The following is a 17047-nucleotide window of genomic DNA, read 5'->3' on the forward strand; positions in this document are numbered from 1 at the left end:
CTACTTCAATTTTTCTTTAATCAAAAACTTCCCGAAATCGATCACGCTCTCGAGAGGCGTCGTATCTATCAGGTCGAATGTGGCACGGATCGATTTTTCGATGAAAAGGTCTGTTTTTTCAAAACCTACGGATTCGTCGTCGATCCAGAATTTCAATGTGAGCAGCAACTGAATCCACGCACCTTCTTCCAAGGCGTCCTGCTGAGCCTTGCGAATGCGTTCGCTTTTGGCTTTCAGGTAACCGTCGCTGATTTCGTGGATATAATCCTTGAAACTGCTACGGAATTCTTTCAGCTTCAGAATGCCGTTGAGTCTGTTCTTTTCCTCCTTTAATGCAAAAACCACGTAGCTGCGGTTTGCAGTCAGGATTTCAACCAGCGTAAAGTAATAAGCCAGCAACTTATCCCTGAAACCGACCCCTTCGATCTCTCCGCTCTGGTTGATCAGGTTTACAGCCAGGTTATGAAAACTCACAAAAACGCGTCTTTCAAGCGAATCGATGGAAGTAAAGAACTTGTAAAAATCCTTTTCAGCGAAACCGTGCTCCTTGGAAAACAGGTAAACCGATTCCGGCTTCTTGTGATTTTCCAGGCAGTAATGCATGTATAACTCGGTAATCTTGTCGGCGGTGAGATCCACACTTATCGGTGGTAGTGCCTTCGTTTTGGTAGCCATCAGAAGTATTTGTTTACTTATGGAAGATGAGTCACGTTAAAGTAAACGCTCGGACTAGCTATTTAATTCCTGATGTTGGTATGAAGCTCCTGCTTCATACCCATTATTCGCAGGCCTCCGGCCGGTCAGGTGAGCGACTTCGCGTAAATCGCTTTTTCCGACCGGCCGGAGGCCTGCGAATAGGTTGTACGAAGCAAGAGCTTCGCGCCATACTATGCTTTAAAAACATTCAAATTCAGAAACGCATTGCGGAATTTTCCTTTCGGATCCATCTGCGCAGCAAGCTCCCTGAACTCCGGTAGTTTCTCATACCGCTTTTCCAGCAAACCGGGCGAAATCGTAAACAACTTACCCCAATGCGGCCGTGGGCTGAACGGCGCCAGCTCCCTCTCGATTACCGGCAGCAGCTTGCTCACAGCCGGCCAATCCTGTTTCCAGGTAAAATGTATCGCCACGGAATCCTGCTTGTAGCACGGGCTCAACCAGAGATTATCCGCCGCGATTGTCCTTACCTCCGATGTAAACAAATGCGGGCTGATTTGGCTGCCCATTTTGGAAATGGCCAGGATCGCATCCACGGCATTCTTGCGTGGCACAAAGTATTCCGTTTGAAGCTCCTTACCGCTACTGGGCGTGAAACCCATTTTGAAATGCGGCATACGCTCGTACCACGGCCCCGGCACACCCATTTGTTCGGTACAGTTCTCGGCTGAAAGTTCGGGGATCGGATGCAAGTTTCTGGTAGCTAGTTTTCCTCCAAAAAGCTCCTTGTCCGGGCGTGCTTTCAAAGGCTTGTCACTATTCGTCTTATACTTTATCCATACCTCCGTTATGTCTTCCGTAGCCCAGTTTGTAAAAAGGCTTACGCTATCTCCCCTCGATTCAATTTCGTCAAAGTGCTCTTTCAGCTGGTTTAAAGGCAAATTTTCATACACGACCTGAGCCATAAAAAACGTCGGCTGCACATCCAGCGTCACCTTCGTCACCACACCTAACGCACCCAAATGCACTACCGCCGCATTGAATTTTTCCCCATCTTTCTCCCTGCTCAACTTCACCACCTCCCCGTCGGCTGTCACAATCTCCATGGCCGACACGGCCGTCGCCAGGTTCCCATTCTTCTCGCCCGACCCGTGTGTAGCCGTCGCACATGCACCCGCGACGGAAATGTGCGGCAGCGACGCCAGGTTATGCAATGCAAAGCCTTTCTGGTGCAGCAAAGGAGCCAGCTGCCCATATTTCAGGCCGCCGTTGACAGTCACGGTTTTATTTTTGGTATCCAGATCAATCACCTCCTCTCCACCGACGACGGTAATGAATTGGTCTTTCGTATCCGCAATGTCGTTGAAACAATGCCGCGTGCCGAGCACTTTCAGTTTGGGGTATTTCTTGACAAGCGTTTGTACCTGCTGCAAGTTTTTACCCAAATCGAGTTTTTCAGTGCTGTATTCCAGGTTGCCTGCCCAGTTGCGGAGCTTGTCGCTATTGCCCCAGCCGCTCAGTGGAGAAAGTAAAGGAGCCGTCATTAATGCGGATGAAAGTTTAATGAAAGTACGTTTGTTCATGCGGAAGTCGTGTTGGAATGCACGAATAGGAATTTATCCCAAATTAATTGAATAAATCAGCATTCCAACTACTGCGCTAGCTGGTCTTTTCCAGCGCTGCTTTTAGAATGGAAGTAGCCTCCCGCAACTCCCTCTCATCCAGACTGCCGAACCCCAGCCGTATCGCGCTGAGGCGCCCGGTCTGGAATAGCAATGTTTGCGGCAAATGCAGGTTTCCACGCAGGCACTCTTTACTCACGCGCATGAGGTTAATATCGCGCCGCCATTCCGTCCAGATCGCCAGGCCGCCCGGCGGGGCTTTAAACGTCAGGTAAGGTTTGAAATCATTTTCCAATAGTTCGGTAAACAAATCACGACGCTGATGGTAAACTTTCTGGGCTTTCTTGATATGCCGCTGGATTTCGCCCTCATCAAGCAGTTCCGCTAACGCCTGTTCCATCATCAGATCGCCCTGCCGGTCGATAATCCGCCGCATTTTGCCCAGTTCCCGGATCAGGTTCTGCGGCGCCACTACATAGCCCGAACGCAACCCCGGAGCCAGCGCCTTACAAAATGAGCCCACGTAAACAACCATCCCCGTCCCATCCGCGCTTGCCAGCGGCAACACCGGACTGCTGTTATAATGAAAATCATAGTCGTGGTCATCTTCCAGGATAATAAATCCGTATTTCACCGACAAATTGAGCAATTCCACACGCCGCTCGGCGCTGAGTGTGACCGTCGTGGGGTAATGGTGATGGGGCGTAATGTACAGCATTCGGATCGGCGTTCGCTCGCACAGTTGCCGCACGGCTTCCAAAGAAATCCCCTGATCATCCACAGGCACCGAAAGAATATTTGCACCAGCCTGCTGGAAAATCATATTGGCGACGTAATAGCTCAAATCACCCACCACCACATTGTCACCCTTTTTCAGCAGCAATGTCGATGCGAGGTAAATACCCATCTGAATCCCGCGGGTAGTGATAATATTTTCCGCACCGATATGCAGGCCACGGGTATTGTTCAGATAGGTCGCCAGCCGCTCGCGGAACCATACATTCCCTTCAACGTGCGAATAGGTGAGGTATTTCCGGTTGTTGTTTCTTCTTAAAACGCTGGAATAGGCCTTCGCGAGTTTGTCCATAGGCGCCAGGCGCACATCCGGGAGGCCGTCCGTAAATTCCAGGTCCACACGCGAAAGCGACAGCGGGCGGTCGAGCAGCATACTTTCCTCAAATGCGAAGCCGGTTTGCTGCGGGTATTGCTTCAAGTCGCTCACATTCGCCGGCAATGCGCTGCCCTTCACTACCGGACTCTTCCGGGTCACGAACGTACCACGGTTCGGCAGCATTTCGATCCAGCCTTGTGCATCGAGTTCATTGTAGGCGGCCACGACGGTTTTGCGGTGCACTTCGAGCATCTCCGCAAGTGCACGGGTACCAGGCAGTTGCACGCCCGTCACGAGCACGCCACGCTGAATGGCGTTGATCATCTGGTGCGCAATTTGCAGATAAACAGGTGTGCCGGACCCACGGTCCAACAGGATCACATTTTTGAATGGTATTTCAACCGGACTACTCATTAGATTCAAACCGGAGCATATAAACGGGCCGGCAAGATAGTAGTTTTGTATCGAAATCATCCCACTCTATGAAACTACATTACTTAGGCACCACTCTGTTATTATCATTCATCACAAACCTGGCCCCGGCGCAGGAAATATCACTTGACCCGGTTACGGTCACTTCATCCCTCGTCGAAAAGCGTGCATCACAAACGGGCCGCAACATTGCCGTCATCAAAGGAGAGTATTTCCAGCAACTGCCGGTGCATAGCATCGATGACTTGCTCCGCTATGTGCCGGGCGTCGAAATACAGGCCCGCGGCCCGCAAGGTTCGCAGAGCGACATTGTTTTACGCGGCGGTACATTCCAGCAAGTACTTGTGATACTCGACGGTATCCGCCTCAACGATCCTAATACCGGACATTTTAACAGCTACATTCCAATTTCACCCGCAGAGATCGAGCGGATCGAGGTTTTGAAAGGCGCTTCGTCGGCATTATACGGTTCCGACGCCGTGGGTGGCGTGATTCACGTCATTTCCAAAACTTTCGCAGCGCGGCTGATCGCTGCCAGGCAAAACAATGCAGGAGAAAGTAATTCAATACAAAAAACGCAAGTAAACGGAGGCATCAGCGCCGGTGAATATGGGTTGTTCAACGCCAATGCGGGCGCATTTGTGCAGCGGAACAAGCTGGCCATTTCGGGAGGGTTTCTTTCCAACAATGCTTCCGGTGTACAGCAGCGCGGTATCAAAGGTTATTTTCACAACAATACCGCTTCATTGTCACTGAGCTATGCCATTTCGCCAAACTGGAACCTCGCTATTCGCAGTTCTTACGACCACCGCGATTTTGCGGCCCAGAATTTCTACACCGTTTTAAAATCCGACACCGCCAGCGAGAAAGTCAAAATGTCGTGGAACCAGGTAAGACTCGGTTATCAGAAAAACAAAACGGCGTTCTCGATCGACGGCGGCTTTAAATCGGTGCAGGACACTTACCTGTTTAACCCCCATTCCCTTGCCAACAGCAGCAAATCGAAGTTATGGCAAGGGCTTGCGACTTTACAGCAAGGCATTACTTCCAACACTAATCTGATCGCTGGTGTCAATTTCCAGCAGCGTAATATCAAATCCAACGACCGCGGCAACCATACGCTCAATCAGCTTGCGCCGTTTGTATCGGTCGTGCAGAATATTGGAGGGGATTTTACAGTAACGCCTTCCGTGCGCATGGACTGGCGCGAGCGTATCGGGACAGAGGTTTCGCCTCAAATCAATTTTTCTTTCAAAAAAGCCGGCTGGCAGCTACGCGCAAGCGCCGGCAAGACGATCCGCGACGCCGATTTTACGGAACGTTTCAACAACTACGCGAAGAAACTCGTCACGGGTGGCAGCGTTGGCAACCCCGATCTGAAAGCAGAGCGCTCGTTCAGCTACGAAGCAGGCGCTGATTGGTTCCTGACCAGCAGCCCGGCTGCACAGCTTAAAGTTTCCGGCACATTTTTCCAGCGCCGCCAAAAAGACCTGATCGACTATGTGACGACTCCATACGCCCAAATGCCGCGTAAGGATAATCTTTCGCCCACGGGGACATTCGGCCTCGCATTGAATATTGCCGAGGTGAATACTACCGGTTTCGAACTGGATATCCAATCGGCGAACACCATTGGCGACAACCAGAAATTGCTGCTCAACGCCGGTCTCACCTGGCTCGATAGTGACAACAAAAGTCAGATCCAGTCATTTTACCTATCGTCGCATGCGAAATTCCTCGCCAATTTCTCTGCCATTTACCAGGTCGGCGGTTTTTCACTTAGTACAAACGGGCTGTACAAAAAACGGGCGGAACGGGAAGCCTCGGCAATCGAAGCGGCTATTTCAAAAAACTATTTTATACTCAACGTCAAAGCCGAATATGCATTCCTGAAACGCCAGCTGGGCATATTTATCCAGGCCGACAATGCCTTTGACAAGCAATACAGCGATATTCTCGGTTCTGTAATGCCCGGGCGATGGGTGATGGGCGGCGTGCGGTTCAATTTTGCAAAATAGCGGCATTATTTTTGCAGGAGTTCGTATATTCAAGTGAAAGCACTCCATCATGTTTTCGAATATACGTAACTCCTGTCTTCTATTGGCATTCCTTTCATTTTCCGGCACAAGAGCGATAAGCGCGCCTGATAGCGCAGCAACAGACGTTTCTGTGAAGAAAATGAACGTGTATTTTATCAGCGGCCTCGGTGCCGACGAGCGCGTATTTACCAAACTCAAGCTCGACCCGAGGCTGAATGTGAAGTATATCAAATGGGTAAGGCCTTTGAAAAAAGAGTCGTTGCAGCACTATGCGGCCCGTTTGGTCAAACAAATTGACACCTCCCAACCTTTCCAACTGGTGGGGCTTTCGTTCGGGGGCGTTGTAGCTTCTGAAATTGCGGATATCGCCTGTCCGCAGCAGGTTACACTCATTTCGAGTATGTCAACCGGCGTTCCGCTTTCGAAGTTTTACCAGGCCATGATCAAATTCCTGTTAATGTCGCCATTATCGGCGCCGTTGCTCAAATCGGCCAACCGGATCACTTACAACTATTTCGGAGCGGATACCCCTGAATTGAAACAGCTGCTCAAACAGATCCTGCACGACACCGACAGCAAGTTCCTGAAATGGGCGCTGACACGCATGAGCGGCTGGGATCGAAAAGAGCGGGTCGAAAACCTATTTCACATCCACGGAACGGCCGACAAACTCATCCCGATCATCATCGTGAAACCGGATATTATCATCGAAGGCGGCGGCCATTTGATGGTTTATGCGCAGGCCGACCAGATTTCAAAAATCCTCAACGACCGGCTCACGACCATTCATTCACCAGAATAATCTTGCCGACGTGATCGCTGGTTTCCATTAATGCATGTGCTTTTGCCGCTTCTGCCAGTGGAAATGTCTGCGCAATCACCGGTTTGAAAACTCCTTTTTCCAAAACCGGCCACACGTGTTTTTGAATATCAGAAGTTAAAGCAGCTTTGAAAGCATGATCGCGGTTTCGCAGCGTACTGCCGGTGACGGTCAGGCGTTTTCGCATAATCAGACCAAAATCCACCTCATCGGTGCCCTTCACTTTGCTGCCTTTCATGGTGTTGATAAAAACCAGCCGGCCTTCTTCGCGAAGCAGTCGCAGGTTTTTAGGAATATAATCCCCCCCCACCATGTCGAGAATCACATCCACACCCAGCTTTTTCAGCACTTCTTCGAAATCGGAAGTTTTGTAATTGATACTAATATCGGTCCCCAATGCATCACAGGCCGCACACTTTTCATCGGAGCCCGCCGTAATAAACACTTTCGCACCGAATGCCTTCGCCAGCTGAATTGCCGTAATGCCTATGCCACTGCTACCGCCGTGTACCAGAAAGTGCTCTCCGGCCTGCAATTGCCCTCTTTGAAACACATTATGCCAAACGGTGAACACCGTTTCGGGCAATGAAGCAGCCTCCGTGTAATCCAGGTTCGGAGGTGAGGGCAGGCAATGCGCCGCCTGCGCTAGCGTGTATTCCGCATAACCTCCGCCTGCGAGCAATGCGCACACACGATCGCCGGGCTTCCATTCGGTAACGTCGGCACCCACTTCTTCGATCACACCGGCTACTTCCAATCCGGGAATATCCTGCGGGGCACCGGGTGGGGGTGGATAATTTCCTTTTCGCTGGAAAACGTCGGGCCGGTTCACGCCCGCGGCGTATACTTTAATCAGCACTTGAGATACACCCGGTCGCGGCGTTGCACGTTCCCGGATTTGCAGCACTTCCGGAGCGCCGGGTTCTGCGATGACGATAGCTTTCATGAATAAATTTCTTTCCCAAAAGGAGCAAAAGAGAGGCTCATCAGCTTAAAATGCTGTTTTGCAAACGGCAAACCAATAATGGTAATCGCGAGCAGAATCCCGAAAACCAAATGCGTCAGCGCGATCCAAATTCCGCCGAGAAAAATCCAGACGATGTTGAAGATGGTCGATAAACATCCTGAGTCACCCGGCACCTCCCGCACATGCTGCCCGAAAGGAAAGAGCGTCATAATACCTATTTTGAAACATTGGACACCGAAAGGGATGCCGATGATGGTCAGGCAGAGCGCCAACCCGGCGGCCATATATTCGAGAAAAACGACAAATCCACCGAAAATAAGCCAGATAATGTTTCCAATGAGGTTCATGACGCGATCAGTTTAATATGAATGTGGATTAAAACTAATGCTGTCTGCCGCTAATATGCAGGATTTTCGATGGACGGCTCCAACAAAAAATTGTCGGACGAAATCGCTGACTTCCAGTTTTCTATTTTCAGCAATCTGAAAAACTCCTCCTCTTCAATCTCCTTCACGCCGCCCGGCGGCAGATCGCCCAGCTCCAAATCCTCGATACTGGCACGGATAAGGCGCCGGCAGCGGTGATTGGCTTCCCGCACCATCTTCCGCACCTGGTGGTACTTACCTTCTGTGAGCGTAATGCTCAGCCAGGTATTCGGGACGTCGGGCTGGGTTTCATTTTTATGTTTGCTCAAAATCGCAGGCCGGTCGATGATTTCCACCTCACAAGGCGCTGTAACGTAATAACCACCCCCCTTCACACGGATAGGAATGCCTGTGCGCAAAAGCTCCACTGTCTCGGGAGGCACAATGTGGCCCACATTCACCCAATATTTGCGCTTGTGCGGCACCTCTCCCAGAAAAAGCAGGTTGGTTACTCTTTTATTAGTAGTAAGGATTAACAGGCCTTCTGAAAGGCTATCGAGCCGCCCCACCGCATGCGTCCCCTCGGGAAATTCAAAATCCAACGCGCCCAGCAACCGCACATCATGCGAGCTGACGAATTGCGAAACCATGTTGGGAGGCTTGTTGATAATGAAGTAGCGGTGCGGTGTCGGAGTCATGTATGTTTAAAATTCCCACTCCAAATTTTCCGGATCCTGATGACTATTCCAAATTGTCAGAATATGTATTTCCGATTCGGTTTCTTCGTAAATGATAAAATAGTCCCGGACGATCTTGATACGGACATTTTCCACATCGGTTCTCTTCCCTATTTTGGGATGTATCGCAGCCAACTGCACAGCCTCCTTAAAAAGCCGATTAAGCTTCCGGCTGTACGTTTTTGATTTATTTCTGTTAATCCAGTACTCCAATATGTGTTTTCGGTCAGTGTGTGCTCTGGCAGACCAGATTATTTGTTTAGCCATTCGTCTATTTCTTTGTCGGCCTGATTATCGGTGAGGTAGTTCCCGCTTTTGATTTGAGCTCTCGCTCCCTCAATAGCAGCCTTTTGCTCAGCATTCAATGGGTAAGGCTCCTCCAAATCGGGATCCGTTCCCAGTAACCGGTAAGCCTCGGCCAGAATATCCTCGTCATCGATCTCTTTGATCCTGTCAATCAATCGCTCTTTCAACCCTGTTGCAGACATCTTATTTCGCATTTGTTTATCCGAATATACGAGTTTTTCCCTTGTCCTCCCTCACTTCTTATGCCCCGTTTCATAATGCGCCTGCAACAAATCCTCCCCAAAATCACTCGTCAAATCCCTTACCACCGAATGAATATGATTCCCGCCATTCTGTGTATTATCAAACTCAATGAGAAACGTCGGACCATGGATGCGGTAGTAATGGCCGTGGCCTGTGCCTATCTCAGGCTGTTGGTCGCCGAGCCAGGCGAAGTGGATTTTGTCTATACCGTTCTTTTCGAGTTCGGCCCATTGCTGGTTTTTCAGCGTGACGTGGTAGCGTTGCAGGTAGGCCATAATCAGTTTTCTAAATGCCGCTTTTTGTGCCGCGTTCAGCTCCCCCATGGCAATGCCTTCCATTTTGGAAAGCGAGGCCTTTCTGGCATTGGAAGTAAATATCTCATTGGGCGCTTTGGCGCCGAGGTTTGCTTTTTCGAGTTGAGAAGCGTCGAGGGTATGCAGCAGGTCAAATGCTAAGTCTTGCTCAGCTTTCAGGATCCGCTTGCCTTTCTGAGGCACGTCGGCCATTACCTGGCCCGGATTGCTTCCGAAAAAGCTCGGCGTGTAGGTAACCTGGTTATCGATCGACGAAAAATGCAGCGACAAATGGTGCCCCTCCATCCGCCAGCCCCATGGATCGTTACCCGGCGTGCCGAACACGAGGAATGCATAATTTTCGGGATCACGGTAGGTGTCGTTGGCGGGGCGGGATTCCACAACCCGCAATACATTTTCCAGGTCGATAATTTGCTCGGCTTTACTGTAACCTTCCTGGCTAAGCACCACGCGCACCATGGCCATCGCTACTTTACGCTGGGCAGGCGTCAGGCTCTTGAAAGTAATGCCTTTGCGGGCGCGCGGGGTAAAATTCCAGTCGAAACGGGCCAGATCGGCGTAGGGAAGTTCGGTTTCCTGCCGTTGCCCGGGCGTGAGGACTTTCAGGAATGTGGTTACGGCGTCACGCATTTCGTGGGCCAGCTCTTCATTCTTCTGGGCCGACGCTTGTGTTCCACTCAAGAGGTTCAAGATAGTCCCCAAAAGCAATAGCTTTTTCATAATGTCCGGTTTGAAATAAATCCCTATTAATGACTTTGTTAAAAGCCCGCGAAGCGCCGGTTTCTACCTGAAATCCGCATTACTGGTCTTTCCCTGCACATTTTCACCGAAAGCCATTAGTTTTGCCGTTTATTTCGAGATCAATATGATGAAGTGGGAACAATTGCTGTCGGCAAAGCGCTGGGGCAGCGAAGATAAATACAATTCCGATCCGACCGAGGCCCGCTCGGAGTTCCAGCGCGATTACGACCGGCTGATCTTTTCCTCACCTTTCCGCCGGTTGCAGAACAAAACACAGGTATTTCCTCTTCCCGGGAGCATTTTCGTTCACAACCGGCTCACACACAGCCTCGAAGTAGCCAGTGTAGGCAAGTCGCTCGGGCGGATGTTTTATAATCACCTGAAAACTGAAAACCATCAGGTCGACGACGACCTGCCGCTGATCAGCGAGATCGGCAATATCGTTTCAGCCGCGTGCCTCGCGCACGACCTGGGCAACCCTGCATTCGGGCATTCGGGTGAGGCCGCTATTTCGCATTACTTCACGGATGGCGATGGTTTGAAATACCAAAACAAAGTCAGCGAAGCACAGTGGGCCGACCTGACGCATTTCGAAGGCAATGCCAATGCAATCCGCATTCTCACGCACCCGTATGCAGGTAAAGGTTATGGCAGTTTCGCATTGACCTACTCCACTTTGGCCGCCATCGCCAAATATCCCTGCGAAGCCCTCGCCGGGCACAGGAAAGCCCATATTTACACCAAAAAATACGGTTTCTTTCAATCTGAGCAGGCCGGGTTTCAGAAAATCGCCGCCGAACTGGGCTTGTCGCAGGTTTCGGAATCGCCGGTGGTTTATAAAAGACACCCGCTGGTGTACCTGGTAGAGGCGGCGGACGATATCTGTTACAACATCATAGACCTTGAAGATGCGCACCGGCTCAAAATTCTCTCCTATCAGGAAGTGGAAGCGCTGCTCCTCGCGTTATGCAATGATGCCCGGATGTCGGAACGTCTGGCCTACATCGACGATGACGATGCCAAAATAGGCCTGCTGCGTGCCAAATCGATCAGTACGCTCATCGGGGCCTGCTCGGAACTGTTTATCAATGAACAAAATACAATCCTAAACGGCGATTTCAATGCAAGTCTGATCGACCGCATTCCCGAACCGTACCGCTCGGCGATGAAAGAGATCGAGCGGATATCCATTCAGAAAATCTACAATTACTCGTCGGTTGTGCAGATCGAAGTAGCAGGTTATAAGGTAATGGGCGGGTTGCTTGAAGAATTTGTACCGGCTTATCTCAACAATAACTCCCATTACACGCGAAAGCTGGTCGACCTGATCCCCAAGCAATTCATCACCACGAAAACGGACCCCTACTCCCGGATACAGACTGTCCTCGATTTTGTATCAGGCATGACAGACCTCTATGCAGTAGAACTATTCCGTAAAATCAAGGGGATTTCATTCCCATCTATTTCGTAGCAAAAACCAATTTATCACGACAGCTCAGGAGGAAGCGTAAAAATAATTCGTTCTCAAAAGTTTTATGTAAATTGTAGATCGATTTATCACGCTGCAACCTCCTGTCCCTATGCTGATTGAACAGTTTATCTATTCGGATAATCCCAGTGAAATCCTGTTCTCGTTTTCCCCACAATTGTTGTTCATTTTCGGTGATCGGGAATTGCTTGAAACTACCGGGATTTCACACCAGCTCGCGGCACAATATCCCGATGCCGTATTTTCCGGATGCTCAACCGCCGGGGAAATCGCTAATGAGTCGGTAATGGACCATAGTATTATTGTTACGGGTATCGCGTTCGAAGAAGTTTCGATCAAAAGCTCTAAAATCAGCCTTGAAGATATTGATTTTGACAGCCTGGAAGCCGGAAGACGGCTCGTTTCCCAACTTCCGTCCCAAGGCCTGAAACACGTCTTCGTCGTTTCCGATGGCCTCAAAGTCAATGGTACCGACCTGGTCAAGGGCATGACTGAAGGGTTGACCGACGGTGCTACTATTACGGGGGGACTGGCCGGCGACGGCTCGCATTTTGCCCGTACGATAATTATTGAGCCCGATGGAAAAGTCGCTACCGAAAGTGTGGCGGCTATTGGCTTTTATGGTGAAAAGCTTTCGATCGGTTACGGTTCGCGCGGCGGCTGGGACAGCTTCGGGCTTGACAGACGGGTAACGCGTTCCAAAGAGAATATCCTTTACGAAATCGACGGTGAGCCGGCACTCGACCTTTATAAATCATTTCTGGGTGATAAAGCGAAAGAATTACCTGCATCGGGCCTGCTTTTCCCGCTGAGCATGCGTGACAGTGAGGACCGCGCACCGGTGGTACGCACGATCCTGGGGATCAATGAAAATGAAAAGAGCCTGACATTCGCCGGAGATATTCCCGAAGGCTCGTTTGTGAGATTGATGAAAGCCAACAACGACCGGCTGATCAACGGCGCCGAAGAAGCGGCCGAGGAAGCCGTGCGGGGACTGGATAGCCAGGCTGAATTTGCTATTCTGGTAAGCTGCGTCGGGCGGAAACTGGTGTTGAAACAAATGGTGGAAGAAGAGGTAGAATCCGTCTCCGGAGTGTTGAAAGGGCCGGTTATGACGGGTTTCTATTCCTATGGCGAGCTGGCGCCGTTCAACCGCGATTCGTTTTGTGAGCTGCATAACCAAACCATGACCATTACCACTTTCCGAGAATAAGCGATGCAAACGCTCGAACTGACCGAAACCAATTACCACCGGCTCCTAAAACGACAAATCAGGAAGTCACTACCATCCGATCTTGCCGAACATCCCGACATGCAGGATTTCCTGATGGCTGTAAATCAAGCCTATACCGAATACCAGGACGATCTGACGCGGATGGAGCTGATATTGGAACAAAGCTCCGGCGAACTTTTCAAAGCCAACCGCGAACTAAGCCGCATTGCACAGGAAAAAACGGAAGAGGCCGCTCTCACCAGCAAACGGTTGGAAGAGGTAGTGGGCAGCATTTCGGAGGTATTGGTGCAGCTGGATCGCGAAGGCAATTTTACCTATCTCAACCAGGCTTGGGAAAGCATTACCGGCTACCCGGTGGCCGCCAGTCTTGGCCAACGTTTTGCAGGCTTTCTCCCCCTGCTCGAATCCAGGGAGAAGCTGGTTGAAATACTCCACGCCCAAACCCACGGAAAGGAAAATACCTTGCGCATATTCACAGCGGACGGGCAGGAAAAATGGCTCGGCGTGTCACTGAGCCCATATTATGTCGATGGTGAACACATCGGCTTCACGGGCACGCTCTCGGATGTAACCGCGCGCGTGACGGCGGAAACGAAGCTGAAATCCTATACCCACGACCTGGAACGCATCAATGCCGAACTCGACCAGTTTGCCTATGTCGTGAGCCACGACCTGAAGGCGCCGCTGCGGGCGATCAACAACCTTTCAGAATGGATCGAGGAGGATATTGCCGATATGCTCGAAGGCGAAACCAGGGACCAGTTCAGGCTCCTGCGCGGGCGTGTGCACCGGATGGAAAACCTGATCAACGGGATTTTATCCTATTCCCGCGCAGGACGGATCAAAACCGTGAAAGAGAAATTCCTGATCAGAAGCCTGGTCGACGAGCTCTGTGAATCGTTCAGTACCAAAAAACCGCTTTCATTCCGTATCGAAGGAGATCCGGGTACAGAGATCGAGGCAGAAAAAATTGCATTGACACAAATCCTGCAAAATCTGATTTCCAATGGCATCAAATACAATGACAAGGCGGAGATCCGGATTACCATCGGCTGGAAAGATCTCGGTAATCAGTTTGAGTTTTATGTAAGTGACAACGGCCCCGGCATCAGCCCCGAATTCCATGAGCGGATATTCGTGATTTTCCAGACCCTCCAAGCGCGCGACGAGGTGGAAAGTACCGGCGTAGGCCTCGCCATTGTGAAGAAAATCCTGGACGAAAAACACAGCAAAATAAGGATCGAAACGGTTATGGGCGAGGAGACGACATTCCTTTTTACCTGGCCGAAAAACGAAGCAAAAGACATCCAGTAATGTCGGATAACCCATTTTAACTACTATTCAATAAAAAAATGTCCTTTTCCAACCCTCTCCCGATGACCATACTACTCGTAGAAGACGACGAAGTTGATGTGATGAATGTCAAGCGGGCATTCAAGAAGAACAATATCTCCAACCAACTCGTCGTCGCATCCAACGGCATTGAAGCATTGGCGTTGCTCCGCTCCGAAACTTTGGAATATCCCAGGCCGAAAATTGTATTGCTCGACTTGAACATGCCCAAAATGGGCGGCATCGAATTTTTGAAAGAAATCAGGCAAGACCCGTCGCTCGCTTCGCTATCCGTTTTTGTGATGACCACCTCCAATGAAGACAGTGACAAGATCGAGGCTTTCAACCTGAACGTTGCCGGCTACATTCTCAAACCGTTATCGATGGACCGGTTTATTGCGGCGGTTTCCACGCTGAATAGCTATTGGACACTTTGCGAATATCCTCAGTAGTAACATCCGCCACTATAAGCCCTCGTTATGCCCCCGTTATCCATCCTGCTTGTTGAAGACGACGATATCGACGCTATGAAACTGAACCGTGCTATCAGCAGGGCGCAAGTGGAAATAGGGGAGGTCAGAATATGCAAATATGCGGAGGAGGCACTCCAGATGCTCGATGTATGGATGCCCGGGTGCATTTTCCTCGACTACCAACTACCCAAAACCAACGGGTTGGAGCTGTTGAAAGCCGTTAAGAAACGTGCTCCGCACCTGCCCGTAATCGTGCTTACGGCGCATGGCGACGAACGTCTCGCCGTTGAAATGATGAAAGCTGGTGCACTGGATTATTTTCCCAAATCGGAAGTTACTCCGGAAAAACTGACGAAGGCCTTCCATACCATGCGACAAATGCTCGAAATGGAAAAGGGCAGGGAGGTCGCAGAGCACGAATTAGCCGAAAAAGAAGAGTTTATTAACAAAGTAGCACTCCTCTCTCCTAATATCATTTATGTGATCGACATCGAGAAATGGACCAATATTTTCCACAACAAACAGATTTGGAAAATATTGGGCTATTCGGAATGCGAAGTCGAAACCGATACGCGCAAAGGCCTCGCCCAGATCATCAACGAGCAGGACCAGCACACTTTCCGCGAACACTACAACCATATGCGGTACCGGGTGAAGGACGGTGAAGTGGTGGAAAAAGAGTTCAGGCTGAAACACAAGGACGGCTCGGAAATCTGGATCATCACCCGTGAAGTACCTTTCAAAAGGAATGCTCGGGGACGTGTGCAGGAAGTGCTCGGCACGGCGATCGACATTACTGCACGCAAATTGGCAGAACAAGAGCTGATTAAAGCCAAAAAAGATGCCGAAGAAGCGACGCGCATCAAATCCGACTTCCTTTCGACCATGAGCCACGAGATCCGCACACCGATGAATGCGATCATAGGGTTTACGGATTTGCTCCTGTTGAGTGGTTTTACAGGAGAGCAACAGCAGCATTTGAACACAATCAAATACTCTGCCGATAACCTGCTGGTGATCCTGAATGACATTCTCGACTTCTCAAAAATTGAAGCCGGAAAGTTCGGGTTGGAAAACTTTGAGTTCGATTTACGCGAGAAGCTCGGCTACCTGATGAAAACCTTTGAAATCCGGGCCAGCGAAAAGTCGATCGATTTTACATTCCATTGCAGCAGCGAGGTCCCCCAAATCGTCATGGGCGACCCCTACCGGCTCAATCAGATCATGGTCAATCTGATCGGCAATGCCATCAAATTCACGGAAGAAGGCGGTTTTGTTAAGGTTGACGTGCGGCTCTCCCAAGACCACGGCGACAATATCGACCTGCAAATAGCAGTGTCTGACTCTGGAATAGGCATTTCGGAAGACAAACTGAGTGTCATTTTCGACAGCTTCTCACAAGCCCACAATAACAATGCCGCGCGTAATTTCGGGGGTACCGGGCTTGGTTTAAGCATTACCCGAAAGATCACCGAACTCATGAACGGATCTATTTCCGCAAGCAGCAGGCTTGGGGAAGGCAGCACATTTACCGTGGTGTTGAATTTTGGCAAGGGAAGTACCTCGTATGAAGAAGAAAAGACCGGCGCACCTGCCACTTTATCGTTGAAGGGCTACCGCATTCTGGCCGCCGAGGACATCCTGGCGAACCAGATCCTGCTCAAACATCTGCTCAACAAATGGGAGGCGGACTTTGTAATCTGCAACAATGGGAAAGAAGTGCTCCACGCCCTCGAAACCGCCGATTTCGACCTGATTTTAATGGATATTCAAATGCCGGTTATGGATGGTGTGACGGCCATGAAAAAAATCCAAAGCTCCTACCCCAGGCACCGGCACGTTCCGGTAATCGCCCTCACAGCGGACACCTTCGCCGAAAAGACCCCCGAAATAGCTGCCTGCAATTTCAGCGGATTTGTAACAAAGCCTTTCAAGGCAGAAGAATTGATCCGGGTGATCAGCAAGCATTTGAAAGTGAAAACCCAGCCTACGCGGGCGGCACTGAGCTGAGGGCTTAATGAGCCGCTTTTCCAGACGCATCGCTATTTCGCACACAGTGCTGCCCGGCAGATAAATCACAAACTGATATATTTGTAAAATTCGTAATATCAGTTTCTACAAAGCCTTTATTTCTTTGTAGAGTAATCTACAAATTCTATATTTGC

16 protein-coding genes are annotated in these 17047 nt (G+C 50.2%); 7 read left to right on the plus strand and 9 right to left on the minus strand.

Annotation, left to right across the window (positions count from 1 at the left end; all coding sequences use genetic code 11):
- From AC2YIT_RS29845 to pdxR, 3 genes are all read right to left on the minus strand, one after another.
- Entirely contained in the window at nt 1-675 is a 675-nt protein-coding gene (locus tag AC2YIT_RS29845; RefSeq protein ID WP_430851535.1) for a TetR family transcriptional regulator C-terminal domain-containing protein, read from the minus strand.
- Nucleotides 676-887: 212 nt separating this feature from the next.
- Nucleotides 888-2240: a D-arabinono-1,4-lactone oxidase gene (locus tag AC2YIT_RS29850; RefSeq protein ID WP_487281602.1), complete on the minus strand. Its 1353-nt coding sequence runs from the start codon at nt 2238-2240 to the stop codon at nt 888-890.
- A 76-nt stretch (nt 2241-2316) separates the two neighbouring features.
- Complete coding sequence (pdxR, locus tag AC2YIT_RS29855; RefSeq protein ID WP_487281603.1) at nt 2317-3804, minus strand: MocR-like pyridoxine biosynthesis transcription factor PdxR; 1488 nt, start codon at nt 3802-3804, stop codon at nt 2317-2319.
- Nucleotides 3805-3872: 68 nt separating this feature from the next.
- Here pdxR and AC2YIT_RS29860 point away from each other — a divergent pair, with 68 nt between their 5' ends.
- Complete coding sequence (locus tag AC2YIT_RS29860) at nt 3873-5840, plus strand: TonB-dependent receptor plug domain-containing protein (protein WP_487281604.1); 1968 nt, start codon at nt 3873-3875, stop codon at nt 5838-5840.
- A gap of 49 nt (nt 5841-5889) precedes the next feature.
- Nucleotides 5890-6663, plus strand: coding sequence for an alpha/beta hydrolase (locus AC2YIT_RS29865; protein ID WP_487281605.1), 774 nt, complete (start codon nt 5890-5892; stop codon nt 6661-6663).
- Here AC2YIT_RS29865 and AC2YIT_RS29870 read toward each other — a convergent pair.
- The 6 genes from AC2YIT_RS29870 to AC2YIT_RS29895 are packed head-to-tail and all read right to left on the minus strand — an operon-like array spanning nt 6638 to nt 10333.
- Entirely contained in the window at nt 6638-7627 is a 990-nt protein-coding gene (locus tag AC2YIT_RS29870) for an NAD(P)H-quinone oxidoreductase (protein ID WP_487281606.1), read from the minus strand. The two genes, AC2YIT_RS29865 and AC2YIT_RS29870, sit on opposite strands and share 26 nt — an antisense overlap.
- On the minus strand, nt 7624-7995 hold the full coding sequence (locus tag AC2YIT_RS29875; RefSeq protein WP_487281607.1) for a YccF domain-containing protein: 372 nt from the start codon (nt 7993-7995) through the stop codon (nt 7624-7626). The genes AC2YIT_RS29870 and AC2YIT_RS29875 overlap by 4 nt, the downstream gene beginning before the upstream one ends.
- A 50-nt stretch (nt 7996-8045) precedes the next feature.
- Complete coding sequence (locus AC2YIT_RS29880; protein ID WP_430851521.1) at nt 8046-8711, minus strand: pseudouridine synthase; 666 nt, start codon at nt 8709-8711, stop codon at nt 8046-8048.
- Between the two features lie 6 nt (nt 8712-8717).
- Nucleotides 8718-9017, minus strand: a complete 300-nt coding sequence (locus tag AC2YIT_RS29885) for a type II toxin-antitoxin system RelE/ParE family toxin (protein ID WP_487281608.1) — start codon at nt 9015-9017, stop codon at nt 8718-8720.
- Nucleotides 9002-9250 carry a hypothetical protein gene (locus AC2YIT_RS29890; RefSeq protein WP_487281609.1) on the minus strand — a complete coding sequence of 83 codons (249 nt, stop codon included), beginning with the start codon at nt 9248-9250 and terminating at the stop codon, nt 9002-9004. The genes AC2YIT_RS29885 and AC2YIT_RS29890 overlap by 16 nt, the downstream gene beginning before the upstream one ends.
- Nucleotides 9251-9289: 39 nt before the next feature.
- On the minus strand, nt 9290-10333 hold the full coding sequence (locus tag AC2YIT_RS29895) for a DUF3500 domain-containing protein (RefSeq protein ID WP_430851515.1): 1044 nt from the start codon (nt 10331-10333) through the stop codon (nt 9290-9292).
- Between the two features lie 145 nt (nt 10334-10478).
- On the opposite strand from AC2YIT_RS29895, the gene AC2YIT_RS29900 reads away from it, so the two are divergent.
- The 5 genes from AC2YIT_RS29900 to AC2YIT_RS29920 all read left to right on the plus strand — a co-directional run bounded on the left by AC2YIT_RS29900 (nt 10479) and on the right by AC2YIT_RS29920 (nt 16892).
- Nucleotides 10479-11825: a deoxyguanosinetriphosphate triphosphohydrolase gene (locus AC2YIT_RS29900; RefSeq protein WP_430851513.1), complete on the plus strand. Its 1347-nt coding sequence runs from the start codon at nt 10479-10481 to the stop codon at nt 11823-11825.
- A 109-nt stretch (nt 11826-11934) separates the two neighbouring features.
- The gene (locus AC2YIT_RS29905) at nt 11935-13056 is read left to right on the plus strand and encodes an FIST signal transduction protein (protein WP_430851511.1); all 1122 of its coding nucleotides are present in this window, start codon (nt 11935-11937) and stop codon (nt 13054-13056) included.
- A 3-nt stretch (nt 13057-13059) separates the two neighbouring features.
- Nucleotides 13060-14391, plus strand: a complete 1332-nt coding sequence (locus AC2YIT_RS29910; RefSeq protein ID WP_487281610.1) for a sensor histidine kinase — start codon at nt 13060-13062, stop codon at nt 14389-14391.
- 62 nt (nt 14392-14453) lie between these two features.
- Complete coding sequence (locus tag AC2YIT_RS29915; protein ID WP_430851507.1) at nt 14454-14861, plus strand: response regulator; 408 nt, start codon at nt 14454-14456, stop codon at nt 14859-14861.
- Between the two features lie 27 nt (nt 14862-14888).
- The gene (locus AC2YIT_RS29920; RefSeq protein ID WP_487281611.1) at nt 14889-16892 is read left to right on the plus strand and encodes a PAS domain-containing hybrid sensor histidine kinase/response regulator; all 2004 of its coding nucleotides are present in this window, start codon (nt 14889-14891) and stop codon (nt 16890-16892) included.
- Nucleotides 16893-17047: the final 155 nt, after the last annotated feature.

This window comes from Dyadobacter sp. SRI_021, from assembly GCF_057586235.1.

Excerpts from the sequence above, each read along its gene's own strand:
- AC2YIT_RS29845 (WP_430851535.1), bottom strand. The coding sequence starts at position 675 with ATGGCTACCAAAACGAAGGCACTACCACCGATAAGTGTGGATCTCACC.
- AC2YIT_RS29850 (WP_487281602.1), bottom strand. The coding sequence starts at position 2,240 with ATGAACAAACGTACTTTCATTAAACTTTCATCCGCATTAATGACGGCT.
- pdxR (WP_487281603.1), bottom strand. The coding sequence starts at position 3,804 with ATGAGTAGTCCGGTTGAAATACCATTCAAAAATGTGATCCTGTTGGAC.
- AC2YIT_RS29860 (WP_487281604.1), top strand. The coding sequence starts at position 3,873 with ATGAAACTACATTACTTAGGCACCACTCTGTTATTATCATTCATCACA.
- AC2YIT_RS29865 (WP_487281605.1), top strand. The coding sequence starts at position 5,890 with ATGTTTTCGAATATACGTAACTCCTGTCTTCTATTGGCATTCCTTTCA.
- AC2YIT_RS29870 (WP_487281606.1), bottom strand. The coding sequence starts at position 7,627 with ATGAAAGCTATCGTCATCGCAGAACCCGGCGCTCCGGAAGTGCTGCAA.
- AC2YIT_RS29875 (WP_487281607.1), bottom strand. The coding sequence starts at position 7,995 with ATGAACCTCATTGGAAACATTATCTGGCTTATTTTCGGTGGATTTGTC.
- AC2YIT_RS29880 (WP_430851521.1), bottom strand. The coding sequence starts at position 8,711 with ATGACTCCGACACCGCACCGCTACTTCATTATCAACAAGCCTCCCAAC.
- AC2YIT_RS29885 (WP_487281608.1), bottom strand. The coding sequence starts at position 9,017 with ATGGCTAAACAAATAATCTGGTCTGCCAGAGCACACACTGACCGAAAA.
- AC2YIT_RS29890 (WP_487281609.1), bottom strand. The coding sequence starts at position 9,250 with ATGCGAAATAAGATGTCTGCAACAGGGTTGAAAGAGCGATTGATTGAC.
- AC2YIT_RS29895 (WP_430851515.1), bottom strand. The coding sequence starts at position 10,333 with ATGAAAAAGCTATTGCTTTTGGGGACTATCTTGAACCTCTTGAGTGGA.
- AC2YIT_RS29900 (WP_430851513.1), top strand. The coding sequence starts at position 10,479 with ATGATGAAGTGGGAACAATTGCTGTCGGCAAAGCGCTGGGGCAGCGAA.
- AC2YIT_RS29905 (WP_430851511.1), top strand. The coding sequence starts at position 11,935 with ATGCTGATTGAACAGTTTATCTATTCGGATAATCCCAGTGAAATCCTG.
- AC2YIT_RS29910 (WP_487281610.1), top strand. The coding sequence starts at position 13,060 with ATGCAAACGCTCGAACTGACCGAAACCAATTACCACCGGCTCCTAAAA.
- AC2YIT_RS29915 (WP_430851507.1), top strand. The coding sequence starts at position 14,454 with ATGACCATACTACTCGTAGAAGACGACGAAGTTGATGTGATGAATGTC.
- AC2YIT_RS29920 (WP_487281611.1), top strand. The coding sequence starts at position 14,889 with ATGCCCCCGTTATCCATCCTGCTTGTTGAAGACGACGATATCGACGCT.